The sequence below is a fragment of the Amycolatopsis lexingtonensis genome (assembly GCF_014873755.1).
Taxonomy (GTDB): Bacteria; Actinomycetota; Actinomycetes; order Mycobacteriales; family Pseudonocardiaceae; genus Amycolatopsis; species Amycolatopsis lexingtonensis.
The window spans coordinates 9,799,430-9,823,011 of sequence record NZ_JADBEG010000001.1; the positions used below are offsets into that span (position 1 = coordinate 9,799,430).

Below are 23,582 nucleotides of genomic sequence, written 5' to 3' on the forward strand. Positions count from 1 at the left end.
GGGTTACCGGTCCGTATCGCGGGACCTCCACTGGTCCGGCGGACGGCGGGGATCTAGGTTGATCCCGGGGAAATCGCACTCGGGCGGACGACCTCCGCCCCGCGCCCCTGGAAACCTTGGAGCGCGTCCCGGCCACGAACCGGGCGCGGGAGACAAAGGAGTCACCACCGTGACCGACGGAGTGTTCACCCGGGGCACCGGACACGAACAGGTCGTGTACTGCCACGACGAAGCCAGTGGCCTCAAGGCCATCATCGGCATCTACTCCACGGCGCTCGGCCCCGCATTGGGCGGGACGCGCTTCCACCCCTACGCCACCGAAGCGGACGCGCTCGACGACGTGCTCGCGCTGTCCAAGGGCATGGCCTACAAGAACGCGCTGGCCGGCCTCGACCTCGGCGGCGGCAAGGCCGTCATCATCGGCGACCCGAAGACGCTGAAGTCCGAAGCGCTGCTGCGCGCGTTCGGCCGGTTCGTGCAGTCGCTGGGCGGCCGCTACATCACGGCGTGCGACGTCGGCACGTACGTGCAGGACATGGACGTCGTGGCCCGCGAGTGCCGCTTCGTCACCGGCCGCTCGCCGGAGGACGGCGGCGCGGGCGACTCGTCGGTGCTCACCGCGTTCGGCGTCTACCAGGGCATGCGGGCCTCGGCCGAGCACCTCTGGGGCAGCCCGGACCTGGCGGGCAAGCGCGTCGGCGTGGCCGGCGTCGGCAAGGTCGGGCACATCCTGGTCGGGCACCTCGTGGCGGCCGGCGCGCAGGTGACGATCACCGACGTCTGGGAGCCGGCGATCGAGCGCACCCGGTCGATCTACCCGGACGTCCGGGTCGTGTCCGATGTGGACGCCCTGCTGCGCACCGAGCTGGACGTCTTCGCCCCGTGCGCTCTCGGCGGCGCGCTGAACGACGAGACGGTGGCGCTGCTGTCCGCCCAGGTCGTCTGCGGCGCGGCGAACAACCAGCTCGCGCACCCGGGCATCGACAAGCAGCTGGCCGACCGCGGCATCCTGTACGCGCCGGACTACCTGGTCAACGCCGGCGGCGTGATCCAGGTCGACGACGAGCGCCGCGGTTTCGACTTCGACCGCGCCAAGCGCAAGACGACCGCCATCTTCGACACGACGAAGGCCGTGTTCAAGCTGGCCGAGACCGAGGGCGTCCCCCCGGCGACGGCGGCGGACCGCCTCGCCGAGCGGCGCATGACGGAGATCGGCCGGCTGCGGTCCATCATGACCGGGTGAGTTCCACCCCTGAAGAGATCTTCGCGACGGCGGGCGTGCGGGGCTTCCTGCACGTCCGCCGTCTCGGTTCCCCCGCTTCCACCGGTGTCGGTGCCGATGCGCCGGTCGTGCTGGCGTCGGTGGTGAAGGTGCCGCTGGCGTACGAGTTCGCCCGGCAGGTCGCGGCCGGACTGCTCGACCCCACGGACCGGGTGCGCGCGTCCGCGGCGGACCGCCTGGGCGGTAGCGGCTCGGCGGGCTTCGCGGACGACGTCTCGTACAGCCTGCGCGACGCGGCCCGGCTGGCGCTTTCGGTGTCCGACAACACCGCGGCGGACCTGCTCTTCGACCGGGTGGGGGTGGCCAACGTCCGCTCGCTGCTGGCCGAACTGGGGCTGACGCGGACGACGATCATCGGACCGCCGCGGGATCTGCTGCGCACGATCATCGAGGACAACGAGGCCGGACGGCCGCTGCGGGCGTTGGACCCGTTGCGCACGTCGGCGAGTACGCCGCGGGAGATGACCGCATTGCTGGCGGCGATGTGGGGTGACCCGGCTGGGGATCAGGTCCGTGAGTGGATGGCGGCGCAGGTCAGCTGGCACCGGTTGACCGCGGGGTTTCCGCCGGAGGTCGCCGTGGTGGGCAAGACGGGCACGATGCCGGGGATCCGGAACGAGATCGGGGTGGCGACGTATCCGGACGGGGTTTCGTACGCGATCGCGGTGTTCACAGTGGGCGGGGCGGAGACGTTGCGCCGCCCGGACATCGACCGCGCGATCGGCGACGCGGCCCGGGCGGCGGTGGAGCAGCTGCGCGGGTCGTGAGTGTTTGGTCGGGTTCTGACCCGACCAAACACTCACGAGGCTTTTCACGTGCGCTCGTAGAACTCGTCCCACGGACGCGGGCCCTGCGCAGGCGGCACGATCCGCGACACTCCATCGCCCTCCAGCACCGCCGCCGCCAGCTCGGCCAGCTTCGGCGCCTGCGGGTGCGGGCTCGCCGGCGGCCATGCGAACGCCATCCGGGACCGCAGCACCTCGCCGTCCAGCGGCCGCCACACCACGCGGGGTTCCTTGCGCGGCCCCGGCTCGAACGCGACACCGTGACCTGCCAGCACCAGGCCCAGCGCGAACTCCGGGTTTCGCGCATGACGGATGGCCGACGGGCGGAAGCCGTGGTCCCAGCAGGTGCGCAGGAGGGCGTCGTAGCTGCCCGGGGCCGCCGCGCGGGGTGCGTGGACCAGGCCTTCGCCGGCGAGGTCGGCCAGCGCCAGCGAAGTGCGGCGGGCCAGCGGTGAATCGCGGGGGAGGACCACGCCCAGCGGGGTGTCGAGCACCGGGCCCAGCTCCAGGTCGACCACGTCGACCGGCAGCTGCAGGAGGCCCGCGTCCAGCGACCGCTCGGCGAGCAGCCGGGTCTGCTCCGCCGTCGTCAGCTCCTGCAGGTCGAGCCGGACCGTCGGGTGCCGCGCGGCGAACGCCGTCAGGATCGCGGCGAGGACCGGGCCGGGAAGCTCCGGAGGCACCCCCGCGCGCACCGCGTCCAGCTCGCCGCGCTCGGCCTTCGCGACCAGCGACGTCATCCGGTCCCACCGGGCGAGCAGGTCGCGGGCTTCGGCGCGCAGGACTTCGCCCGCTTCGGTGAGCGTGACGCGGCGGCCGCGGTCGAACAGCTTCGCGCCCAGCTCGGCTTCGAGCCGCTTGACGCGCTGGCTCAACGGCGGCTGCGCGATCCCGAGCCGCTCCGCCGCGCGGCCGAAGTGGAGTTCGTCGGCGACGACGAGGAAGTACCGCAGCGAACGGAGGTGGTCCACGCTGCGACGATAGCCGTTCCCATATCGACATGCCGACGGATCGATCTTGGACAGCGGACGGCGGTTCGTGGTCGGGTGTCCGGTATGGACATGGGATTCACGAGGCGCGGGCTGTTCGGCGCGGGAGCCGCGGCGGCGGCCGTCCTGGCGGGCGCCGGACCGGTGGCCGCGAGCACCGGCCCGTCGCAACTGACGGTGCGGTGGTGGGGGAACAACGGCTGGGAAATCCGGGCCGGGGCGAAGACGATCCTTGTCGACCCGTGGCTGACGCGGTTCAAGACCGGGACCTACACCCCGGCCGGCGCGGACCCGAAGACGCCGCTGTCGGTGAACCGCGCGCTGATCGACGGCGTCCTCGACCGCGGTGACCTGCGGGCGGACCACATCCTCGTCACGCACGGCCACTACGACCACCTCACCGACGTCCCCTACCTGGCCAAACGCACCGGCGCGACGGTCATCGGCACCGAGACCCATTTGAGTCTCATGGCCGCGCTCGGCGCACCGGAGGACCAGCTGGCGGTCGCGTCCGGTGGCGAGGACCTGACGTTCGACGGCTACTCGATCCGCGTCCTGCGGTCGCTGCATTCGGCTACCGGCGACCGAGCCCGGGTGCCGTTCCCGGGGTCGCGGCCCTTGTCCCGCCGCGACCGGCCGCGCGTGATCGAAGACTTGGTGGAGGGCGGCACGCTGGCCTACCAGGTGACCGGCGCCGGCGCGAGCGTGCTGAACTTCGGCGGCTCGAACTACATCGAGTCCGAACTCGCGGGCCTCCGCCCGGACGTGGTCTGCCTCCCGGCGGGCGGCGCGAAGGTGACGCAGTACGTCCCGCGCCTGCTGCGCGCCCTGGGCAACCCGCGGTACGTGGCCGCGACCCACTGGGACGACTTCGACCTGCCGCTCGGCCAGGTCAAGGACGCCGGCGGGCTGGAACCCCTGCGCACCGCCGTCGCGGCGGCGAGCCCGGCCAGCCGGTTCGTGGTCCTCGACCACCTGGGCGAGTTCACCCCGTAGACACGCCGAAGGCCCCCACCGATCGAGGTGGGGGCCTTCGCCGGAGGTCTCAGCCGCTCTTGCGGCGGAACGTCCGCTTGTTCGCCGCCGGGCCGTGGGCGTGCTGGTTCTTGCCGCCGCCGTTCTCGTGGGAAGCGCCGGAGCGGGCGTGGGCCTGCTTGCGTTCCAGCGCCTCGCGGAACTTGCGCTTGACGTCGTCCTCCTCGCCGCTGGGCGACGGGGTCGGTTCACTCATGACTACCTCCGAAAACGACGACGTGTGACCGCTCCAGCCTGTCAGCCGCGCACCCGCTTGGCGAGTCGATTTCAGCGTTTCGGGGAGGGAACCCCGCCGAACTGCACCGACTTGCGCGTCAGCGGGCGGCCGCAGTGGTCGCAGAGCAGGATCGGCTGCAGCCTGTTGCCGCACTCGACGTGGTGCAGCGTGATGTCCGGCTCCTGCCCGGTCACCTCGAAGCCCCGCGACCACTCGGCGATGAACGCCAGCGCGGGGAAGAACGCCAGGCCCTTCGCGGTCAGCCGGTAGTCGCGCGCGTCCGTGCGGGTGGCGGCCGTGCCGGTGCGCAGCACGCCCACCTCGACGAGCTTGCTCAGCCGGCCCGAGAGCACGCTCGGCCCGATCCCCAGCTCGCGCTCGAACTCCGAGAAGTGCCGGCAGCCGAGCAGCGCCGACACCAGCAGCCCGGTCGACCAGCGGTCGCCGAGCAGCTCCATCGTGTCGGGGAAGAACATCATCGGGTCGCCGGCCAGTGACTCGGCGTCCTTGCGGCGGAAGCGCTTGGACGCCGTCGCCGCCGCGACGCCGGTGCTGTCGAGGCGCTCGGCCCGCACGTCACGGGCGTCGACCCGGCGTCCGCAGGCCGCGCACCCGAGCGGCGCTGATGTAGCCAGCTCGCAGTCGAGGTGGATCAGCGTCGGCAGCACCTCGCGGCGGCCTTCGACCCACTCGCGCTCCCACGCCCAGATCGAGATCAGCAGCGGCCACAGCTCCAGGCCGCGCTCGGTGAGCCGGTACTCGTGCCGCGTGCGGCGCGCGTCGCGGTAGGGGACGCGCGTGAGCATGCCCGCCTCGACCATGTCCCGCAGCCGCCCCGACAGCGCGGTCGGCGAAATGCCCAAGCGCAGCCGCAGCTCTTCGTAGCGCCGGAAGCGCAGGAACAGGCTCTGCAGGATGAGCAGCGTCCACTGGTCGCCGACCAGTTCCAGTGCTCTGCGGAGCGGATCCCCCGCCGGCCGGACACGGTGTGCGGTCGCCTCGGTCACCGTCTTCCCCCTCATTCTCTGCGGCCTCAGCGTAACACCTGACTACACCAAAAGAAGCCTATTGACACCTGGGTACACAAATCATAGTCTCATCCCCATCAGCCAGCGCGGTGAGCCCGACAGCCAGGGAGCAGTCCGATGACCAGCACCTCCGAACAGCCGCTGATGGTGGCCCGGACGGCGGACGCGGCCGAGGAGCCCAACCCCTACCTGCTCGGCGTCTACGCCCCGGTCGGCACCGAGATCGACGCCGAAGACCTGCAGGTCATCGGCGAGATCCCGAAAGACCTCAACGGCGTCTACCTGCGCAACGGCCCGAACCCGCGGTTCGCCCCGGAAGGCCGCTACCACTGGTTCGACGGCGACGGCATGATCCACGCCGTCCACCTGGAGAACGGCAAGGCCCGCTACCGCAACCGCTGGGTCCGCACCAAGGCCTTCGAGGCCGAGTCCGCGGCCGGCAAGGCGCTCTGGACCGGCGTCATGGAGAACCCGAAGGGCAACCCCTTCGGCAACGCGCACGGCCTCGGCCTCAAGGACAACGCCAACACCGACGTCGTCTTCCACCGCGGCCGGATCCTCGCCACCTGGTACCTGTGCGGCTCGCCGTACGCGGTCGACCCGCTCTCCCTGGAGACGCTGGGCGCCGAAGACTTCCTCGGCACGCTGGTCGGGGACATGATGGCCCACCCCAAGGTGGACGAGGCGACCGGCGAGCTGTTCTGGTTCGACTACGGCCCGCGCCCGCCGTACCTGCGCTACGGCGTGATCAGCGCGGACGGCAAGGTCGTGAACACCACCGAGATCGAGCTGCCCGGCCCGCGCCTGCCGCACGACATGGCCATCACCGAGCACTACGCGGTGCTGATGGACCTGCCGCTGGTCCAGGACGCCCACGCGGCGAAGCTGGGCCGCCACAAGCTGCACTTCGACCGCTCGATGCCGAGCCGTTTCGGTGTCATGCCACGCTACGGGAACGGTAGCCAGATCCGCTGGTTCGAAGCGAGCCCGTGCTACATCTACCACGTCGTCAACGCCTGGGAGCAGGGCAACGAGGTCGTCCTCGACGTCTGCCGCGTGCAGAGGCCGGCCCCGCGGGCCGACGCGCACACGCCGCTCGCGAAGATGCTCTCCTACCTGCGCCTGGACGCCCAGCTGCACCGCTACCGCTTCGACCTGCGGACCGGCGCGTGCCACGAAGAGGCGCTCGACGACGCCAACACCGAGTTCCCGACCGTCGACGCCCGCGGCGTCGGCAGGCGGAACCGGTACTCCTACGCGGTGCACATCTCGCCCGAGTCGACGCTGAAGTTCGACGGGCTGGTGCGCTACGACAATCTTGCCGGCGCCAAGACCGAATACCGGTTCGGTCCCGGCCGGTGGGGCAGTGAGGCTCCGTTCGCACCCCGCGAAGGAGCGGCCGCCGATTCGGCGGACGGTCATCTGGTGACGTTCGTGCAGGACGAGCGCGAGGGACGCTCGGAACTGGACATCTTCGACGCCGCCGATCTCGCTGCCGGACCCGTGGCCAGGGTCCTGTTGCCCCAGCGGGTTCCGCTCGGTTTTCACGCGACCTGGGTCCGGGCGGACCAGCTGGAAAACCTCCGTTCATGAGATGCCATCGAGAGGGTCGCGCCCGGGACTTCCGGGCGCGGGGATGGTGGAGTGCGGAGACGATCGACCAGCTCGTGAAGGAGCGGGTCAGTGCCGACCCGGAGGGTCTCGTGCTGGTCGATCCACCGAACACCACCGCACTGGTCGGACGCGACCCGGTGCGGTGGACCTGGAACCGGCTCGACGAACGCGTCGACGTCCTGGCCGCGTTCCTGCTCGCCAGAGGGGTGCGAGCAGGTGACGTCGTGGCCGTGCAGCTGCCGAACTGCTCGGCCCTGGTCCAGGCGTTCCTCGCGATCGTGCGGATCGGTGCGGTGGTCACGCCGTTCCCGGTGTCCTACCGGGAGCACGAGATGGGTCCGATGTGCCGGCGCACCGGAGCTGTCGCCGTGGTGACCGCCACCAGATACGGCGAGCACGAGCTCGCCGGGGCGGCCCTTGGGCTAATCGGCGCTGCGGCGCCGTCGGTCCGGTTCGTCGTCGCCCGGGGGGACGACGAACCGGCCGGCGCCCTGGCCTGGCCCGAAAACCCACTGTCCGAAGTGGAGAAGTCCACTCTGGACGAGTACTTGTCGACACTCGACACCGACGTCAACGACTGCGTGACGATCTGCTGGACGTCCGGCACCGAAGCCGAACCGAAAGCGGTTCCGCGCTGCCACGGCGACTGGCTCGCGACGGCCGGCGGCTGCGTCCAGGCCGCGGGGATCACGCGGGAAGACGTCCTGCTGTCGCCGTTCCCGATGACGAACATGGCCGGCATCGGCGGGATGTTCCTGCCCTGGCTGCTGACCGGCGCCGTGTTCGTCCCGCACCACCCGTTCGACCTGCCGGTGTTCCTGGGCCAGCTCGCGGCCGAACGCGTGACGTACACGCTCGCGCCGCCGGCGTTGCTCACCATGCTGCTGCACAACGAGAAGATACTGTCCGGAGTGGACATTTCGAACGTGCGCAAGATCGGCTCCGGCTCGGCGCCGCTGTCGCCGTGGCTCGTGCGCACCTGGGCCGAGCGGTACGGCATCGACATCATCAACTTCTTCGGCTCCAACGAAGGCACCGCGCTGCTGTCCGGTCCGGTGGACATCCCGGACCCCGATCAGCGCGCGAGCTACTTCCCGAACTACGCCTCGGACGTCACGTGGTCGACGCCGGTCGCCGGCTGGACGTCGGTGCGGCTGCACGACCCGGTCACCGGCGAGCAGGTCACCGAACCGGGGCGGCCCGGCGAGCTGCACATCGCCGGGCCGACGGTGTTCGCCGGCTACCTGACTTCGATGGGCGAACCGCTCGACACGTCGTCGTTCGACGAAGACGGGCACTTCCGCACCGGCGACGTCTTCGAGATCGACGGCGGGCGCGGGGAGTTCCTGCGGTACGTCGACCGGACGAAGGACCTGGTCATCCGCGGCGGGATGAACATCTCGCCGGCCGAGGTCGAGGGCCTGCTGGCCGGGCACCCGGACGTCGCGGACGTCGGCGTGATCGGCGTGCCGGACGACGTCATGGGGGAGCGGGTGTGCGCGGTCGTCGTGCCGGGCGAGCGCAAGCCGTCGCTCGACGACCTGGTCGCGTACCTGCGCGAGCGGAAGGTGGCCGCGTTCAAGCTGCCGGAACGGCTCGAGTACGCCGACGCCTTGCCCCGCAACCCGGTGGGGAAGATCCTGAAGCGGAAGCTGCGGGAAAGTCTGGAGTGAGGCCATGACGGTGTTCGTGCTGGGCGGGGCGCAGAGCGACTTCGCGCGCAACTTCGCCAAGGAGGGGCGCGGGATCCTCGAGCTGTTTGCCGAGGTCGTGCCCGCCGCCCTCGCGGACGCCGGGGTCGCGCCCGAAGACGTCGAGGTCGCGCACGTCGGGAACCTCGCGGCCGAGCTGTTCACCGGCCAGGCCCAGCTCGGCGGGCTGCTGGTGGCCGCGGTGCCGGAACTGGACGGGGTGCCGTCGACCCGGCACGAAGCCGCGTGCGCGTCCGGCAGCACCGCCGTGCTCGCCGCGTGCGCGGACATCGAGGCGGGCCGTTACGACGTCGCGCTGGTCGCCGGGGTCGAGCTGATGCGCAACGTCGACGGGCAGCGCGCGGCCGAGCACCTCGGGTCCGCCGCGTGGGCCGGGCACGAAGCCGTCGGCGCGAAGTTCCCGTGGCCCGCGTTGTTCGCCGAGGTCGCTTCCGGGTACGACGAGCGGTACGGGCTCGACCCCGAGCACCTCGGGCAGTTCGCCGCGCACGCTTTCGACCGCGCGGCAAGAAATCCGCTCGCCCAGGCCCGCGACTGGCGCTTCCCGGCCGGTGCCTTCGGCGCCGACGACGACCTCAACCCGGTGATCGAGGGCCGCCTGCGCAAGCAGGACTGCGGCCGGATCACCGACGGCGCCGCGGCGGTCGTGCTGGCCTCGCCCGCGTTCGCCGAACGGCTCGGCGGCGGCTTCCCGCGCATCGCGGGCTTCGGGCACCGCACGGCCCACATCGGCCTGGCCGAGAAGCTTTCCGCCGGGGGCGAGTACCTGTTCCCGCACCTGCGCGGCGCGGTCGTCGACGCCTACGAGCGCGCGGGGGTGCCCGGCCCGGACGCGCTCGACGTCGTCGAGCTGCACGACTGCTTCACCATCACCGGGCTGGTGGCGCTGGAGCACCTGGGCGCGGCGCCGCCCGGCGACGGCGGCCGGTTCATCGCCGAGGGCGGCCTCGACGCGGCCGGCATCAACCCGGGCGGCGGCCTGATCGGGCTCGGCCACCCGGTCGGCGCCACCGGCGTCCGGATGCTGCACGACGTTTCCCGGCAGGTGACCGGGAAAGCGGGCGAGACGCAGGTCGAGGGCGCGCGGACGGCGTTGACGCTCAACGTCGGCGGCTCGTTCACCACGGTCGTGACGATGGTGGTCACCGCATGAGACTCTCGGTGTCGCTGGGGCTCTGGCAGGACCGGCCGCCGGAGGAGGCGCTGGAGACCGCGCGCGCCGCCGAGGCCGCCGGGTACCCGGAGCTGTGGATCGGCGAGATGGCGACGTGGGACGCGTTCGCGCTGGGGACCGCGATCGGCGCGGCGACGTCTTCGCTTTCGCTGACGTTCGGGCCACTCGCGGTCACCGTGCGGGACCCGGCGACGATCGCCATGGGCGTCGCGTCGGTGGCGGCGTTGACGGGCCGCCCGACGGGCGTCGCGCTGGGGACGTCCAGCGACGTCGTGGTGCGCGGCTGGCACGGCCGGTCCCGTTCGCGCGCGGCCACCGCGCTGGAGGAGTCGGCGATCGCCGTCCGGCAGCTGGTTTCCGGCGAGAAGTCCACTGTGGATGGTTCGGTGGTGGGGTCGCAGGGGTACCGGTTGCGTTTGGCCGCCCCGAAATCGCCGTTGACGATCGCCGCGTTCGGCCCGCGGGCCCTCGACGTCGCCGCGCGGCACGCGGACCGGATGGTGGTCAACCTGGTCAGCCCGGCGGCCGCGGCGACGCTCGTGCGCGGCCTGCGGGAGGCGGCATCACGGGCGGGGGTCGAGGCGCCGCCGGTGGCCGCGTGGGTCGTCGGGGCGGTGGACCCGGACGCGGCGTCGCTCGAACAGCTGCGTCGCGGCGTGGTCGGGTACCTCGCGGCACCGGGCTACGCGGACATGTTCCGCGCGGCCGGGTTCGGTGCGCTGGTCGACTTCGCGCGCACCCGGCCGCACCCGCGTGAGCTGCTGGCCGCGGTGCCGGCCGAGGCCATCGCCGTGGTCGGGCTGCTGGGATCGCGCGCGGAAGTTGCCGCGAAGGCCGCCGAGTACGCGGCGGCGGGGATCGACGAGCTGGCGATCGTGCCCGCGACCAGCGACGACGACCCCGGTGGCGCGAAAACCCTGGAGGCGTGTCGATCCGCGGTGCGCCCGTTCGACGCGTAGGCATGAGCGAACCGACGCACACCGAGAACCTCGACCGGACCGGGTCCGCGGCGTTGCCGTGGAGCAGGGCGCGCGACCTTCTCGCGACCCAGACCCCGCACGAAAACCTGACGTTCTTCGTCGGGACCATCCGCCCCGACGGCCGCCCGCACGCCGCCGGCGTCGGCGCGATCTGGGTGGACGACGCGCTGTACTTCAAGGGCGGGCCGGGCACGCGCCGGTCCCGCAACCTCGCGGCGAACCCGGCGTGCACGGTGTCGGTGCGGCTGAACGGGCTGGACCTGACGATGGAGGGCGAGGCCCACCGCGTCACCGACGAGCCGACGCTGGAGAAGGTCGCGGCGGTCTTCCGCGAGGGCGGCTGGCCGGCGACGGTGGTCGGTGATGGGCTGACGGCACCGTTCACGGCGCCGAGCGCGGGGCCGCCGCCGTGGCACCTGTACGTGCTCACGCTGCACCGCGCGATCGGCGTCGCCGGCGCGGAGCCCCACGGTGCGAGCCGCTGGGACTTCACCCGCTGACCGCCGGGCCCGGGACGAGCGCCCCAATGTGGCGTTCGGTGCGTCAGACGCACCCAATGTGGCGTTCGGTGCGTTGGACGCACCCAACGCCACATTGGGGCGCATCGGCGGACTCTTCAGCGCGCCGGAGGTAGCGAGGCTCGGCGGGCCGCGAGCGCCGCGATGATGCGGGGGAGGCCCGCCGGGTGGAGCGGGTCGATGCCCGTCAGATCACGGACCTTCCGCAGGCGGTAGTCGACCGTGTTCGGGTGGACGTGCAGGCGGGTCGCCGCGCGGCGGCGGTTCGTGTCCAGCTCCAGGTACGCCGACAGCGTTTCCACCAGCTCCGGGTGCGCCTCCAGCGGGGCGAGCACCGCGGCCAGGCGGTCGCGCGCCGCGCCCGGGCGGGTCAGCTGGTACTCCACCAGGACGTCGTCGAGGCGGTACAGGCCCGGCTCGCGGCCGAACCAGCGCAGCACGTCCAGCACCTCGGCCGTCCGCCCGGCCACCACCCGGACCTCCGGCGGCGTCGCCGTCTCGGCCGCCGCCAGCACGTCGACGCCCGCCGCGCGCCCCGCCGCGTCGAGCACCGCGTGCCAGCCCGCTATCTCCGTCAGGCGGCCGGCCAGTGGCAGCAGGACCAGCCCGCCCGGGCCGTCCAGGGACGCCAGGACGCCGTCGCCGCAGGCGTGCTCGAACGCCGCGAGGAAGCGGCGCAGCTTGCGGCGGACCGCGATCTCCGCGTCCACCCCCGGCGACGCCTCGTCGGCGTGCGGCCCCAGCTCGACGCTCAGCACCAGGTACCGCGCCGGCAGCGCGATCCCGGCGCTGCGGGCGACGACGTCGACCGGGCCACCGTCGGCCAGCACCGACAGCAGCGTGCGCCGCGCCGTGTGCTCCTGGCCGACCTTCGTGCGCAGTTCCTCGAGGTAGCCCCGGGTGACCGCGGCGGTGACCGCGCCGACCCACGCCAGCACGCGGTCGGCCACTTCGAGCAGGTCGGCGACGTCTTCGCCGCCCGCTTCGGCCGACCCGACGGCGAAGATCTCCCGCGCGCCGACGTGGTAGGCGTTCAGCACGGCTTCCAGCGGGAAGCCCTCCTCGGCCCGCCGCACCGCGGACGCGCCGATCTGCCGCAGCTCGGCGTCGTTCAGCTCGCGGTCCTCGCGCAGGCTCCGCGCGAACGCCCGCACGGCCTGCCGGGTGATGCCCGCGATGTCGCCGGCCAGCTCCTCCACCGGCAGCCGCCGGTAGTCCGCGACCTCGGCCTGGATGCGCGCCAGCACCCGCGTGATCAGCTCGGGCTCGTCCCGGGTGAGCCGCTCGTGCACGCGCTGCCCGCCGAGGGTCAGGTCCGCGCCGGTTTTGTGCTCCGTCACAACCGTTCCCCTCGTTCTCTGCCCGGATTCCCAGTCATTCCGGCCACCCGCGGTGCCGATGGTGTCACGGAGACCAGCCATCGGCACAACGTCAAGGAGGACGGCGTGCGAGTGAGGACTACGGCGTTCATCACGATCTTGGTCACCGCGCTGACGTTCACGACGGCGGGCACCGCGGCCGCCGCAAGCGGGGAGTACGTGGCACTCGGGGACTCGGCCGCGGCCGGCCCGCTGATCCTGCCCCCGGACCTCTCGTCCCTGGGTTGCCTCCGGTCGCTCGCGGACTACCCGCACGTCGCCGCGTCGCAGCTCGGCGTCCCGCTCAAGGACGTGACGTGCTCCGGGGCGACGACCGCGGACATATACGCGCCGCAGTCGACGGAGACCGGCCCGGTCCCGCCGCAGCTGGACGCGCTCAGCGCCGCCACCGAGACGGTCACCGTGACGATCGGCGGCAACGACGTCGGCCTGGTCGGCGCCGCGACCAGCTGCATCAACCTGCTCCCCGGCATCAACCCGGACTGCGTCGACCGGTACACCGCCGGCGGCCACGACCAGCTCGCCGAGCGGATCGCCGCGTTCGAACCGACGTGGGGCGCGCTGCTCGACGCCATCCACGCGCACGCCCCGAACGCGGCCGTCTTCGTCGCCGGCTACGGCACTTACCTGCCGCACAACGGGTGCTGGCCGATCGCGCCACTGACCCCGCGCGACGCGAACTACATCCAGGGCAGCATCGACAAGACGAACGCCGCACTGGCCCGTCAGGCGGCCGCGCACGACGCGCGGTACGTCGACGTCCGGACGGCCTCGATCGGGCACGACGTCTGCAAGCTGCCCGGCGTGAAGTGGTTCGAGAGCGTGATCCCGACCGCGGTCGCGGCGCCGCTGCACCCCAACGCCACCGGCATGCGCCACATCGGCGCCCTGGTGGCCGCGACGATCGGCTGAGCCGGTCAGCCCACCCGGGTCAGGCGCGGCCGGTGCGTGGTGACCTCCGCCGGACGGCGGGGCGCTGGCACCCGCACCGGCACCGGCCGGACCCGGGCCAGGACCCCGGCGACGACGGCCACCGCGAGCACCCCCGCGGCCACTGCCGACGCCGCGTCGAACGTCAGCTCGCCCGCACGCCCGAGCACGAAGCCCGAATCCAGCGCCCACGCCACCGCCGCGACCCCGATCGCGGCGGTGGCCGTGCTGCGGAACGCCGTGCCGAGGACCACCAACCCCAACGTCACCAGCGCGTACCACGGGAACCGGGTCGCGCCGGCCACGTCCGCCAGCACCACCGCGACGACCGCGGCCCCGCACCCGAACGGGAACCCGAAGCCACCACTCATGCCCCCAGCAGCAGGGTTCCGGCAAAGTCGCGGCGGCTCACTCGGCGGCGGCTTCGCTGACGTCTTGAATGAGTCATTCAGGTCTTCGGAGGTCCTGAATGACTCATTCAAGACACCGCGGACCCACCCGAACGGGAACCCGAAGCCACCACTCATGCCCCCATTAGGACCCGCCGGGGCAGGCCAAAGGATGAGCCAGGACACATTCCCTACACCCCGGCCCCGGATCTTGACGCGCTATTGACCCGTCACGCGCCCGATCGCGTCGGCGATCTCCGGCCAGACCGCGCGCGGCAGGTTGTGGCCCATGCCCGGGATGACGAGCAGCTCCGCGCCCGGGATCGCCGCCGCCGTCGCCTTGCCGCCGCTGACGTTGATCAGCGGGTCCGCGTCGCCGTGGATGACCAGCGCGGGCAGCCGCACGTCGCGCAGGCCGGCGGCGCGGTCGCCGGAGGCCACCACCGCGGCCGCGTGGCGGAGCGTGCCGACCGGGTGGCGGGCGCGGTCGTAGTGCAGCGTGGCCTTGGCCAGCAGGAACGCCTCGTCGTCCGGGTAGCCGGGGGAGCCGAGCCGACGGTAGCCCTCGACGCTGTCGGCCAGCGCCTGCTCGCGAGTCGACGCCGGCGGCCGCGCCAGCAGCCCGAGCGCCCACGGCTCGGCCTGGCCGACGGTCGGGTCGCCGGTGGTCGACATGATGGACGTGACGGACCGCAGCCGGTCCGGGTGGTCGATGGCCAGCTGCTGCACGATCATCCCGCCCATCGACGCCCCGACGACGTGCGCGCGGCCGATGCCCAGCGCGTCGAACAGCCCGACGGCGTCGTCGGCCAGGTCGGACAGCAGGTACGGCGCGGTCGCCAGGTCGCCCGCGGCGAGCGCGGCCAGGTCCGGCGCGGGCAGGTGGTCGAGCCAGGTGGAGAGCCCGACGTCCCGGTTGTCGTAGCGCACGACGAAGAACCCGCGGCCGGCCAGCAGCTCGCAGAAACCGTCCTCCCAGGTGATCATCTGGGCGCCCAGGCCCATCACCAGGACCAGCGGCGGGGCCGCCGGGTCGCCGAAGGTGTCGTACTCGAGCTCGAGACCGTTGGCCTGTGCGCGTGCCATTCCCCGATCCTGCCGTACCCGTTCGAAGATGGCACCGGCACGGGCGGTGCGGTTACCGTTACGCCCCATGCCTCCTTCATCTTCGGGCACGGGCCAGCGCCCCCGGTCGCGGGCCGCGGCGGGTCTGCCGGCACTCACGGCCGACCGCATCATCGCCGCGGCCACGGCACTGACCGCGGAGCGCGGCCTCGACAACTGGACGTTGCGCGAGCTCGCCCGCGCGGTCGAGGCCTACCCGGCGGTGATCTACCACCACGTCGGCGACCGCGACGCCGTGGTGAACGCCGTCGTCGACCGGGTCGTCGGCCTGCTGGAGCTGCCCGACGAGGGGCTGCCGTGGGCCGAGTGGTTCACCGAGCTGCTGGCCGGCCTGCGCGCCCTGCTGCGGACCTACCCGGGCTGCGCGCGGCGGCTCGCGCTCTTCGGCCCGTCGGTCCAGGCGGCCACGCGCAGCATCGACGCCGGCATCGGCGTGCTGCTGCGGGCGGGGTTCGGCCGGGAGAGCGTGCTGGCCTACAACCTGCTGGTGATGACCGCGTGCCAGTTCGTCGCGATGGAGGACGACCGCGACGGCGCGCTCGCCCTGCGGATCGACAACACCGAGGAGTACGCGACCTACCGCGAGCGGGCCGACCTGCCGGGGATGGCGGAGCTGGGCAACGCGATGCACGACCTGATGGGCGATCCCGACCTCGCCGCGGGCTACTACGCCCAGCTCTACGACTACGCGGTCGGCCGCTGCCTCGACGGCCTCGCCCACCGCCTGGACGAACTGCGCGAAGCGGACAGCCGAGGCTGACAGCGACTTGACAGTGCCCCGGCGTACCGTGGACGTGCGTCGGTGGTTCGCCCATCGACCCGGAGCCCCTGGCGCCCTCCTCCCCCTCGTGGCGTCGGGGGCTCCGGTCTATTCGCGACCGCCCTGGCGCGGGGCCGGCGGCACGGCCCGGATCGCCGGGAAGACCTCGCCGACGAGGGTGACGAGCGACTTCGACAGCAGCAGGTGCACCTGGTCCCGCGTCAGCGACCCGCGCACGAGCCATTCCCGCCCGGACGCCTTCACCATCCCGCCGAACGCGCGCACGAGCGCGTTCAGCTCGGGCCCGTGGTCGCTTTCGCTGGACAGCCCGACGGCTTCGAGCACGCGGTCGGCGGATTCGCGGTCGGCTTCCTCGAGGATCCGTTCCACTTCGAGATCGCGCCCGATGCCCTCGGGCGCGATCGCGGCCAGCCACATCCGCTCCTGGCTGGTGACCATGTCGAGGAACCACTCGATGGCGACGTCGGCGCGCAGTTCGAGCGGCCCGTCCGGGAGGATCTCGACGGCCAGCCGCGGCACGGTCAGCGCGCGGCGGATGATTTCCAGGTACAGCTCGCGTTTCGTGCCGAAGTAGTGGTTGATCAGCCCGCGCGCGACGCCCGCCGCCGCGGCGATGTCCGAAGTGGACACTTCGGAGTACGGACGTTCACCGAACAGCCGCGCGGCGCAGGCGTAGATCTGTTCCTTCCGCTCGTCCGGTTCCAGTCTTCGCCATCTCGGCGCCGGCTCGGTGGTCATGGCCCCATCGTCGCACGGCGGGTTGGGCCGGGCAGCCCGGTCCGCACGATGCCGGACGCGGTGCCACGATCGGGGCACGGTCAGTCCGGGAGCGTGATCGGGGCGAGGTCGTCGAAGACGTCTCCCGGGCCCGGGTTCACCGGATCGGTGCTGCCGCCGAAGTGGTGCAGCACGCCCCACACCGCGTTCAGCGCCGTCTGCACCGCGCCTTCGGCCCAGCCCGCCGTCCAAGAGACGTCGTCGCCGGCCAGGAAGAGGCCGCGGTGCCGCGGCTGGAGCGAATCCTGCACGAAGTGCGTGAACAGCCGGTGCTGGTAGCGGTAGTGGCCGGGCAGGTTGGCCTTGAACGCGCCCATGAAGTGCGGTTCCGCCTCCCACGACACGGTCACCGGGTCGCCGATGATGTGCCGCCGGACGTCGACGCCGGGGTAGATCTCGCGCAGCGATTGCAGCATCACCTCGACGCGTTCGGACACCGAAAGCGGCAGCCACTTCAGCGAGTCGTCGGCCCACGTGTAGGACAGGCAGATGACTGCCGGCGCCGCGGGGTCGTCGCCGAGCAGGTAGGTGCCGCGCGGCATCCGGTCGGTGAGCGTCATGCTCATCGTGTCGCGCCCGGTCGCCGGGTCGCGGTCCAGCCAGAACGGGCGGTCGACCGGCACGAACACCTTCGATGACGCCATGTAGTGCGTGCGCTCGATCGCCGTCCAGTGGTCGATCGGGAACAGCTCCGCGTCGCATTCGATCTTGGACAGCAGCATCCAACTCTGCGCGGTGAACACCGCCGCGGGGAACGTCCGGATGTGGCCCTCGGTGTCGGTCACCGTGATGTTGTTCGGCGCGGTGCGGTGCAGCCGCGCGACACCCGGCTGCGGCCGTCCACCGTGGAGCGAGCTCAGGCTCGTGCCCGCCGGCCAGAAAGCGATCTCTTCCGGCGCGTGCTCCCAAAGCCGCAGCGGCAGCTGCCTGCTGCCGCCGACGATGCTGCGGTGCTCGTCGTCGGCGCCGGTGTAGACCACGCGCAGGATTTCCAGGATGGAGTTCGGGAAGTCGGTGTCCCAGCCGCCGGTGCCGAAGCCGACCTGGCCGAAGATCTCGCGGTGGCGGAAGGAGGCGAACGCGGGCGAGTCGCAGAGGAAGCCGTAGAACGTCTGGTTGTCCAGCCGCGGCACGAGCTCGTTCCACAGCCGCTTGATCGTCTTCGCGTCGCGGTCGCGGATCGCCGTCTGCATCTCGGCGAAGGACGCGTGCTCGGCGAGCGTCCGGTCCCAGGCCGCGGCGACTTCGGCGTAGACGGCGGGCAGGTCCGCGGGCGTCCGGGCGTAGTGGCTCTGTCCTTTCAGGTCCACGACGGTGCTCGGCGTCCCGGGTGCCAGCGGGTTCGGGAACGGCGTCGTCTCGAGCCCGACCTTGTCGATGTAGTGGTACAGCGCGGTCGACGCGGGCGGGAAGCGCATCGCGCCCATCTCCGCGACGACGTCGTCGGGGCAGCCGGGGAAGCGCACGGTCCGCAGCCGCCCGCCGAGCTCGTCGATCTCGTAGACCACCGGCCGCAGGCCCAGTTTCATCAGTTCGTAGGCGGTGACGATGCCGGACAGGCCGCCGCCGATCACCGCGACTTCGGTGCCGTACCGCTCCGCCGGGACCGAGCCGAGCCCGGCCGGGTGGGCGAGGTAGTCGTCGTAGGCGAACGGGAAGTCGGGGCCGAACATCGTGATCGGGCGGCCCGGCGGTTCTTCGTGGTGGATCGCGGTCGGGACGGCGGAGGTCATGCGGTGGTTCCCCGGTACAGTTCGGGCCGTCGGTCGGCCAGGTGGGTGTTTTCCAGGCGGGACGCGGCGAGCGCTTCTCGCGTGACATCGGCGTGGACCAGCTCCGGCCCGGATCCGGCGCGCGCCAGGACTTCCCCGGTCGGGGCGGCCACGCAGGAGCGGCCGCAGTAGGTCAGCTCCCGCTCGGTGTCGCAGCGGTTCGCGTAGGCGACGAACAGCTGGCTTTCGTAGGCCCGCGCGGGCACGAGCGTGTCGGCGACCAGTTCGTACGGCGTCATCAGCGCGGTCGGCACGACCAGCAATTCCGTGCCGGCCAGCGCGTGCGCCCGGACCAGTTCCGGGAATTCGACGTCGTAGCAGATCAGCAGCCCGATCCGGAGGCCGCCGAGCTCGGCCTGCACCACGGCTTCGCCGCCGGGGGTGAACCAAGCCTTGTCGAGGTCGCCGAACAGGTGCGTCTTGCGGTAGTTCGCGAGCCGCCGCCCGGTCGCGTCGACGAGCTGGACGCTGTTGTAGACGTGCTCGCCGTCGGATTCCGGGTAGCCGTAGGCGATCGCGACGCCGGTTTCCCGTGCCAGCGCGGACAATCGCTGTGCGGTGGGCCCGTCGGCGGGCTCGGCGAGTTCGTGCGTGCGCGCGCCGATGTGGTAGCCGGTGGTGCCCATCTCGGCCGTGACGACGAGGTCGGCGTCGGTGCCGGCGAGCACCTCCGGGAGAGCGTCGAACGGGCCCTGGTGGATCGCGACCCTCATGCCAGCCTCGACTTCCGGATGCCGTAACCGAAGTAGAGGACCAGGCCGAGCGCCATCCAGCCGCCGAAGACGACCCAGGTGGCGCCGTCGAGGCTGAGCATCATGTACGCGCAGCACAGCACGCCCAGGACCGGCGTCACCGGCGAGAACGGCACGCGGAACGAGCGCGGCCGGTCCGGCTGACGGCGGCGCAGCAGCAGGACGGCGACGTTCACCAGCCCGAACGCGAACAGCGTGCCGATGCTGGTCGCGTCGGCCAGCTTGCCCAGCGGGATGAACGCCGCCAGCACGGCCACGAAGCCCGAAACCACCAGGGTGTTGACCCGCGGCGAGCCGCTCTTGGTGTCTACTTTGGACAACACGCCCGGCACCAGGCCGTCGCGGGACATCGCGAACAGGATGCGCGTCTGTCCGTAGAGGACGGTGAGCACCACGCTGGAGATGGCCACGATCGCCCCGACCGCCAGCAGCGCGGCCCAGAGCGGGTTGTCCGACACGACGCCGAGGACATGCGACAGCGCGGCTTCCTGGCCGTCGAACCGCTGCCACGGCAGCGCGCCGACCGCGGCCACCGCGACCAGGCAGTAGAGCACGGTGACGATGCCGAGCGAGAGCAGGATCGCGCGCGGCAGGTCGCGCTGCGGGTTCTTCGCCTCCTCGCCGGCGGTCGAGGCGGCGTCGAACCCGATGTAGGAGAAGAAGAGCTTGGCCCCGCCGGCACTCAGCCCGGCCAGCCCGAGCGGCAGGAACGGCGTGAAGTTCTTCGCCCGCACCGCGGTGAACGCGATCGCGCAGAACAGCACCAGCGTGCCGATCTTGACCACGACCATGACCGCGTTGGCCCGCGCGCTCTCCTTCGCGCCGGACAGCAGCAGGAGCATCGCGAGGACCACGACGGCGATGGCGGGTACGTTGACGATCCCGCCCGAGCCCGGCGGCTGGCTCAGCGCGTCCGGGATGGTGAAGCCGAACACCAGCCGCAGCAGCTCGTTGACGTACTGGCCCCAGCCGACGGCAACCGATGCCACCGAGACGCCGTATTCGAGGATCAGGCACCAGCCGCAGACCCAGGCGACGAGCTCGCCGAGGGTGGCGTAGGCGTAGGAGTACGACGAACCCGACAGCGGGATCATGCCGGCGAGCTCGGCGTAGGACAGCGCCGAGAAGAGCGCGGTGATCCCGGCGAGCACGAACGAGAGCACCACCGCCGGCCCGGCCACCGGGACGGCTTCGCCGAGCACGACGAAGATGCCGCTGCCCAGCGTCGCCCCGATGCTGAGCATCGTGAGCTGCCCGAGGCCGAGCGACCGCTTCAACGTGCCATGATCACCTTCGGCGACGAGGTCGGCGACCGGTTTCCGCCGCACCGTCGCGGCTCGCAAAGTCATGCCGACGACCGTATCCGCCGTTTCCGGCGGGCAAAACAGGGAAACATTGCGCGTACAGATGAATCACAGGTGATTCATTGCACAGGATGCGCAGATCATGGCGATTCGTTCTGCTCGGCGGCGGGCAGGAGCAGGGTGAAGGTGGGCGGGGCGGGACGGCTCAGGCGGAGCCGGCCGCCTTCGGCCTCGGCGAGGCTGCGAGCCAGCGGCAGGCCGATCCCGTGGTCGCTCGGCGCGGTCGCGAACGGATCGGTCTCGCCCAGGTCCGGGCCTTCGTCGGCCACGTCGATGGCCAGCGCGTCGCCGGCGTCGCGGGCCACCACGGTGACCGTGCCGCGGCCGTGCGTCGCCGCGTTGTCCAGCAGGACGCCGAGCACCTGGCGGACCGCCGCGGCCGCCACCCGGGCCGGCGGCGGCTCCTCGCGGATGATCCGCAGCGCCCGGCCGTGCGGGGCGAGCAGGGCCTCGCCGGCCTGGCGGACTTCGTCGAGGAGCGCGTCGAGGTCGAGCTCGGCGCGCGGGGCCCGGCGTTCGCGGCCCAGGGCCAGGAGGTCCTCGATGGTGCGTTCCAGCCGGTCGGCGGACGCGATGCCGGCGCGGATCGCCTCGTGCGGGTCGGCGCCCGGGGTGTGCAGCGCGGCCTCGAGCTGCAGGCGCAGCCCGGTCAGCGGGGTTCGCAGCTGGTGCGACGCCTGCGCGGAGAAGGCGCGCTCGCGTTCGAGTGTTTCGCCGATCCGGGCGGCCGTGGTGTCGAGCGTCTCGCCGACCTGGTCGATCTCGGCGATGCCCGCGCGCGGTGACCGGGCGGTGAAGTCGCCGTCGCCGAGCCGTTCGGCCGCGGCGGCGAGCTCCTCCATGGGGCGCACCAGCCGCTTGGTGAACCGCCGGGCCATCAGCCAGCTCATCCCGGTCGTCGCGACCGCGAGCCCGGCCATGCCGAGCCAGGTCAGCACGATCTGCAGCCGCAGCTCGGACAGCGGGAGCGCGGCGCGGACCACGCCGGTCACCCGGGGGCCGCTGACGACCGGCACGGCCAGCGCCATTTCGTCGCCTTCGCGGCCGACGACGACGTCGACCGTCGCCTTGGCCGCCTGCCGCTCGACCGGGCCGGCGACGGCGGGCCCGCGCCCGGCGAGCAGCCGCCCGTCCGGGGCGTAGACCCCGACCTCGCCGCCGGCTTCGTCGTCCTCCGCGTCGAGCGGGGGCACGGTCGGCTGCCGTCCGGCGCTCAGGTCCACCGACACGGCGAGCGCGGTGGTGTCCGCGGCCCGCTCCAGGTCGCTCTTCGCGTCGTCGTGGTAGTACTGCCACACGGCGATGCCCAGCGGCAGCGCGAACAGCACGGTCGCCACGAGTGCGGCCAGCACCGTCAGCGCGGTGATCCGGCGGCGCACGGCTAGCCTTCGGCCGCGGACCGGGCCGGGTCCTCCAGGCGGTAGCCGTGGCCGCGCAGGGTGGCGATCCGGGGCACCTCCGCGTCCGGGCCGGCGACCGAGGCGAGCTTGCGGCGCACCGCCGCGATGTGCACGTCGAGGGTCTTCGTCGAGCCGTACCAGTGCGCGTCCCAGACCTCGGCCATCAGCGTGTCGCGGCTGACCGCGACGCCGGGCTGCTCGGCCAGCCGCGCCAGCAGGTCGAACTCCTTCGCGCGCAGCACGACTTCACGGCCGTGCAGGGTGGCGCGGCGGCCGGCGATGTCCACGGTCAGCCCGCCGACGGTCACCGGCGGCCGGGCCCCGGCGGGCGCGCCGCGGCGTAGGTGCGCGCGCACCCTGGCCAGCAGCTCGCCCAGCCGGATCGGCTTGGTGAGGTAGTCGTCGGCCCCGGCGTCGAGGCCGACGACGACGTCCATCTCCTCCTGCCGGGCGGTCAGGATGACCAGCACGGCGGCGGGCAGCGCGCTCCGCAGCCGGCGGCAGACCTCGACGCCGTCCAGGTCGGGCAGGCCGAGATCGAGCAGCACGAGGTCGAACTCGCCGGCCTCGGCGGCCTGCAGGGCGGTCCGCCCGTCACGGCGCCAGCACACCTGGTAGCCGTGCAGTCGCAGGGTCGATTCGAGCACGCTGCCGATCGCCGCGTCGTCTTCCACCACCAGCAGGTTCGGCATGCCGGGCAGCCTAACCAACGACTCACCGGATTTCGGACGACTGTGGCCTATTCCGTCCGGGTGCCGAGGCCGATCTGCGATATCCGCTGCGAACCGGCCGCCACGGCTTCGGTAAACGCAGCGACTTCGCCGGGCCCGAACCGGCTGGTGGGACCGGTGACGGCGAGCGCCGCCAGCACCCGCCCGTCCCCGTCGTGCACCGGCACGGCAACGCTGGAAGCGCCGGTTTCCGGCTCACCGTGGCTGACGGCGGCCCCCTCGGCCCCGTCGAGCACCTTCCCGGCGGCCCCGAACCCGAGCGGCAGCTCGTCCCCGACCCGCCCGACATGCCGGATCGCGAGCGGCCCCTCCTGCTGGGCCACGCAGACCACGACGGAGGTGCTGCGGACGTAGAGGTTGACAGTCTCCCGGCATTCGCGCGCGAGGTCCCGCAGTACCTGCCGGACCGGTTCGGGCAGCTGCCACGCGGTGTTCGCCAGCTGCGCCCACCGCAGCATCCCGGGCCCGACGGTGATCCGCCCGTCCGGCCGCGTCCAGAGCAGACCGCGCTGTTCGCAGGTGGCGACGAGCCGTAGGACGGTGGTTTTCGCGAGGCCGCTGGCGGCGGTGAGGTCCTTGACGGCCCAGGTGCGGCGGTGTTCGGTGAAGAGGGCGAGCAGGTCGAAAGCGCGAAGGACGCTGCGGACGGCGCCTTCTTCGGTGGTGTGGTGTTCCGTCGTCATCGCGCGACCTCCCCAAGTCCGCTGGACGGACCGATTGTACCGCGGTGTGGACCGGGTGGGTCGTTTGTCGCCCGAATGCCACAGGGGTCCGCGTCGTGCGCCCGCCCGCTCAAGCTATGTGGCGCTCGAGTGCCGCGGTGCTTCGTGTCTTGAATGAGTCATTCA

General features: G+C 72.3%; 23 protein-coding genes. 10 read left to right on the plus strand and 13 right to left on the minus strand.

The window, feature by feature from the left end:
- Window positions 1-169: 169 nt before the first annotated feature.
- Window positions 170-1,243, plus strand: coding sequence for a Glu/Leu/Phe/Val dehydrogenase dimerization domain-containing protein (locus H4696_RS45435; protein WP_086858767.1), 1,074 nt, complete (start codon window positions 170-172; stop codon window positions 1,241-1,243).
- A complete protein-coding gene (locus H4696_RS45440; RefSeq protein ID WP_169734936.1) occupies window positions 1,240-2,049 on the plus strand; it encodes a serine hydrolase in 810 nt (269 codons plus the stop codon). Before H4696_RS45435 ends, H4696_RS45440 begins: the two co-directional genes overlap by 4 nt.
- 44 nt (window positions 2,050-2,093) lie before the next feature.
- Here the strand turns inward: H4696_RS45440 and H4696_RS45445 are convergent, their stop codons facing one another.
- Entirely contained in the window at window positions 2,094-3,038 is a 945-nt protein-coding gene (locus H4696_RS45445) for a LysR substrate-binding domain-containing protein (protein WP_086858768.1), read from the minus strand.
- A gap of 90 nt (window positions 3,039-3,128) precedes the next feature.
- On the opposite strand from H4696_RS45445, the gene H4696_RS45450 reads away from it, so the two are divergent.
- Window positions 3,129-4,052 carry an MBL fold metallo-hydrolase gene (locus H4696_RS45450; protein ID WP_225955992.1) on the plus strand — a complete coding sequence of 308 codons (924 nt, stop codon included), beginning with the start codon at window positions 3,129-3,131 and terminating at the stop codon, window positions 4,050-4,052.
- Window positions 4,053-4,101: 49 nt separating this feature from the next.
- Here the strand turns inward: H4696_RS45450 and H4696_RS45455 are convergent, their stop codons facing one another.
- The gene (locus H4696_RS45455; RefSeq protein ID WP_086858770.1) at window positions 4,102-4,287 is read right to left on the minus strand and encodes a DUF5302 domain-containing protein; all 186 of its coding nucleotides are present in this window, start codon (window positions 4,285-4,287) and stop codon (window positions 4,102-4,104) included.
- Between the two features lie 71 nt (window positions 4,288-4,358).
- The gene (locus H4696_RS45460) at window positions 4,359-5,315 is read right to left on the minus strand and encodes a winged helix-turn-helix transcriptional regulator (RefSeq protein ID WP_086858771.1); all 957 of its coding nucleotides are present in this window, start codon (window positions 5,313-5,315) and stop codon (window positions 4,359-4,361) included.
- A gap of 138 nt (window positions 5,316-5,453) precedes the next feature.
- On the opposite strand from H4696_RS45460, the gene H4696_RS45465 reads away from it, so the two are divergent.
- From H4696_RS45465 to H4696_RS45485, 5 genes are all read left to right on the plus strand, one after another.
- Complete coding sequence (locus H4696_RS45465) at window positions 5,454-6,929, plus strand: carotenoid oxygenase family protein (protein WP_086858772.1); 1,476 nt, start codon at window positions 5,454-5,456, stop codon at window positions 6,927-6,929.
- Window positions 6,930-7,039: 110 nt separating this feature from the next.
- Entirely contained in the window at window positions 7,040-8,623 is a 1,584-nt protein-coding gene (locus tag H4696_RS45470) for a class I adenylate-forming enzyme family protein (RefSeq protein ID WP_249026959.1), read from the plus strand.
- A gap of 4 nt (window positions 8,624-8,627) precedes the next feature.
- Entirely contained in the window at window positions 8,628-9,815 is a 1,188-nt protein-coding gene (locus H4696_RS45475) for an acetyl-CoA acetyltransferase (RefSeq protein WP_086858774.1), read from the plus strand.
- Window positions 9,812-10,795 carry an LLM class F420-dependent oxidoreductase gene (locus H4696_RS45480; protein ID WP_086858775.1) on the plus strand — a complete coding sequence of 328 codons (984 nt, stop codon included), beginning with the start codon at window positions 9,812-9,814 and terminating at the stop codon, window positions 10,793-10,795. Before H4696_RS45475 ends, H4696_RS45480 begins: the two co-directional genes overlap by 4 nt.
- A 2-nt stretch (window positions 10,796-10,797) precedes the next feature.
- Entirely contained in the window at window positions 10,798-11,316 is a 519-nt protein-coding gene (locus tag H4696_RS45485) for a pyridoxamine 5'-phosphate oxidase family protein (RefSeq protein WP_086858776.1), read from the plus strand.
- A gap of 116 nt (window positions 11,317-11,432) precedes the next feature.
- Here the strand turns inward: H4696_RS45485 and H4696_RS45490 are convergent, their stop codons facing one another.
- Window positions 11,433-12,674: a PucR family transcriptional regulator gene (locus H4696_RS45490; protein WP_086858777.1), complete on the minus strand. Its 1,242-nt coding sequence runs from the start codon at window positions 12,672-12,674 to the stop codon at window positions 11,433-11,435.
- A 111-nt stretch (window positions 12,675-12,785) separates the two neighbouring features.
- On the opposite strand from H4696_RS45490, the gene H4696_RS45495 reads away from it, so the two are divergent.
- The gene (locus tag H4696_RS45495; protein WP_086858778.1) at window positions 12,786-13,625 is read left to right on the plus strand and encodes an SGNH/GDSL hydrolase family protein; all 840 of its coding nucleotides are present in this window, start codon (window positions 12,786-12,788) and stop codon (window positions 13,623-13,625) included.
- 5 nt (window positions 13,626-13,630) lie between these two features.
- On the opposite strand, the gene H4696_RS45500 is transcribed toward H4696_RS45495, so the two are convergent.
- Entirely contained in the window at window positions 13,631-14,014 is a 384-nt protein-coding gene (locus H4696_RS45500) for a hypothetical protein (protein WP_086858779.1), read from the minus strand.
- A 237-nt stretch (window positions 14,015-14,251) separates the two neighbouring features.
- The gene (locus tag H4696_RS45505) at window positions 14,252-15,118 is read right to left on the minus strand and encodes an alpha/beta fold hydrolase (protein ID WP_086858780.1); all 867 of its coding nucleotides are present in this window, start codon (window positions 15,116-15,118) and stop codon (window positions 14,252-14,254) included.
- A gap of 67 nt (window positions 15,119-15,185) precedes the next feature.
- Here H4696_RS45505 and H4696_RS45510 point away from each other — a divergent pair, with 67 nt between their 5' ends.
- The gene (locus H4696_RS45510) at window positions 15,186-15,917 is read left to right on the plus strand and encodes a TetR family transcriptional regulator (RefSeq protein ID WP_086858781.1); all 732 of its coding nucleotides are present in this window, start codon (window positions 15,186-15,188) and stop codon (window positions 15,915-15,917) included.
- 108 nt (window positions 15,918-16,025) lie between these two features.
- On the opposite strand, the gene H4696_RS45515 is transcribed toward H4696_RS45510, so the two are convergent.
- The 7 genes from H4696_RS45515 to H4696_RS45545 form a co-directional block, all read right to left on the minus strand.
- Window positions 16,026-16,676 (minus strand): TetR/AcrR family transcriptional regulator, encoded by a 651-nt coding sequence (locus tag H4696_RS45515; protein WP_086858782.1) that lies wholly within the window; start codon window positions 16,674-16,676, stop codon window positions 16,026-16,028.
- Window positions 16,677-16,756: 80 nt separating this feature from the next.
- Complete coding sequence (locus H4696_RS45520; RefSeq protein WP_086858783.1) at window positions 16,757-18,448, minus strand: flavin monoamine oxidase family protein; 1,692 nt, start codon at window positions 18,446-18,448, stop codon at window positions 16,757-16,759.
- The gene (locus H4696_RS45525; protein WP_086858784.1) at window positions 18,445-19,200 is read right to left on the minus strand and encodes a carbon-nitrogen hydrolase family protein; all 756 of its coding nucleotides are present in this window, start codon (window positions 19,198-19,200) and stop codon (window positions 18,445-18,447) included. Before H4696_RS45525 ends, H4696_RS45520 begins: the two co-directional genes overlap by 4 nt.
- Entirely contained in the window at window positions 19,197-20,588 is a 1,392-nt protein-coding gene (locus tag H4696_RS45530; RefSeq protein ID WP_086858785.1) for an amino acid permease, read from the minus strand. The genes H4696_RS45525 and H4696_RS45530 overlap by 4 nt, the downstream gene beginning before the upstream one ends.
- 95 nt (window positions 20,589-20,683) lie before the next feature.
- Entirely contained in the window at window positions 20,684-21,982 is a 1,299-nt protein-coding gene (locus H4696_RS45535; protein ID WP_086858786.1) for a sensor histidine kinase, read from the minus strand.
- A 2-nt stretch (window positions 21,983-21,984) separates the two neighbouring features.
- On the minus strand, window positions 21,985-22,695 hold the full coding sequence (locus H4696_RS45540) for a response regulator transcription factor (protein WP_086858787.1): 711 nt from the start codon (window positions 22,693-22,695) through the stop codon (window positions 21,985-21,987).
- 47 nt (window positions 22,696-22,742) lie between these two features.
- Window positions 22,743-23,417, minus strand: coding sequence for an IclR family transcriptional regulator (locus H4696_RS45545; RefSeq protein ID WP_086858788.1), 675 nt, complete (start codon window positions 23,415-23,417; stop codon window positions 22,743-22,745).
- Window positions 23,418-23,582: the final 165 nt, after the last annotated feature.

Coding starts and splice junctions, on each gene's coding strand:
- H4696_RS45450 (WP_225955992.1), top strand. CDS start 3,129: ATGGGATTCACGAGGCGCGGGCTGTTCGGCGCGGGAGCCGCGGCGGCG.
- H4696_RS45455 (WP_086858770.1), bottom strand. CDS start 4,287: ATGAGTGAACCGACCCCGTCGCCCAGCGGCGAGGAGGACGACGTCAAG.
- H4696_RS45465 (WP_086858772.1), top strand. CDS start 5,454: ATGACCAGCACCTCCGAACAGCCGCTGATGGTGGCCCGGACGGCGGAC.
- H4696_RS45475 (WP_086858774.1), top strand. CDS start 8,628: ATGACGGTGTTCGTGCTGGGCGGGGCGCAGAGCGACTTCGCGCGCAAC.
- H4696_RS45480 (WP_086858775.1), top strand. CDS start 9,812: ATGAGACTCTCGGTGTCGCTGGGGCTCTGGCAGGACCGGCCGCCGGAG.
- H4696_RS45485 (WP_086858776.1), top strand. CDS start 10,798: ATGAGCGAACCGACGCACACCGAGAACCTCGACCGGACCGGGTCCGCG.
- H4696_RS45500 (WP_086858779.1), bottom strand. CDS start 14,014: ATGAGTGGTGGCTTCGGGTTCCCGTTCGGGTGCGGGGCCGCGGTCGTC.
- H4696_RS45505 (WP_086858780.1), bottom strand. CDS start 15,118: ATGGCACGCGCACAGGCCAACGGTCTCGAGCTCGAGTACGACACCTTC.
- H4696_RS45510 (WP_086858781.1), top strand. CDS start 15,186: ATGCCTCCTTCATCTTCGGGCACGGGCCAGCGCCCCCGGTCGCGGGCC.
- H4696_RS45515 (WP_086858782.1), bottom strand. CDS start 16,676: ATGACCACCGAGCCGGCGCCGAGATGGCGAAGACTGGAACCGGACGAG.
- H4696_RS45520 (WP_086858783.1), bottom strand. CDS start 18,448: ATGACCTCCGCCGTCCCGACCGCGATCCACCACGAAGAACCGCCGGGC.
- H4696_RS45525 (WP_086858784.1), bottom strand. CDS start 19,200: ATGAGGGTCGCGATCCACCAGGGCCCGTTCGACGCTCTCCCGGAGGTG.
- H4696_RS45530 (WP_086858785.1), bottom strand. CDS start 20,588: ATGACTTTGCGAGCCGCGACGGTGCGGCGGAAACCGGTCGCCGACCTC.
- H4696_RS45540 (WP_086858787.1), bottom strand. CDS start 22,695: ATGCCGAACCTGCTGGTGGTGGAAGACGACGCGGCGATCGGCAGCGTG.
- H4696_RS45545 (WP_086858788.1), bottom strand. CDS start 23,417: ATGACGACGGAACACCACACCACCGAAGAAGGCGCCGTCCGCAGCGTC.